General features: G+C 41.7%; 1 tRNA gene and 1 rRNA gene. Both read left to right on the top strand.

The window, feature by feature from the left end:
* Positions 1-117 precede the first annotated feature (117 nt).
* Positions 118-193 (top strand) — tRNA-Glu (locus tag IQP38_RS21365).
* A 304-nt stretch (positions 194-497) separates the two neighbouring features.
* Positions 498-769: ribosomal RNA gene (locus IQP38_RS21360) — 23S ribosomal RNA — on the top strand; the annotation flags it as partial.

Genomic DNA, 769 nt, shown 5'->3' with positions numbered 1-769 from the left:
GGGAACCTGGCGCTGGATCACCTCCTTAAACGATGATTATTGCGATGAGTGTTCACACAGATTGATACGGTTTATGAAGTTTAAGAGATAGAACATCCTCCAAGATGTTCACTTAGTGTCCCGTTCGTCTAGAGGCCTAGGACACCGCCCTTTCACGGCGGTAACAGGGGTTCGACTCCCCTACGGGATACCATCTTTAAACATTCTCTCTTGAGAGTTTTTAAAAATGGTTACTTCATTAGAAGTGATTAGCTCTTTAACAATTTGGAAAGCTGACAAAACAACAATTTATTGTTGTTTGTAAAGTTCTCAATGTTTGTCTTTAAGACAAACACCAAAAAACACATTCAAGTGTTCTTGGCTTTTTGTTTTCATTTTTTCTAAAAATGAAGGTAAAGAGATGAGTCCGGCAAAATCGATATGTCTCTCGCTCATTCAAATAATGAGAGACAACTTTGGTGACTTGTTCATCAACTCGAAACTCCTTCGGGTTGTATGGTTAAGTGACTAAGCGTACACGGTGGATGCCTTGGCAGTCAGAGGCGATGAAAGACGTAGTAACTTGCGATAAGCCCAGATTAGGTAGTAACAACCATTTGAGTCTGGGATTTCTGAATGGGGAAACCCACTAGCATAAGCTAGTATCGTTATGTGAATACATAGCATAACGAGGCGAACCGGGGGAACTGAAACATCTAAGTACCCCGAGGAAAAGAAATCAACCGAGATTCCGAAAGTAGCGGCGAGCGAAATTGGACTAGCCCTTAAG

This window comes from Vibrio sp. OPT41, assembly GCF_015163595.1.
GTDB lineage: Bacteria > Pseudomonadota > Gammaproteobacteria > Enterobacterales > Vibrionaceae > Vibrio > Vibrio alginolyticus.
Note: the sequence above shows the minus strand (reverse complement) of the source record. Positions and strands in the feature narration are given on the sequence as shown.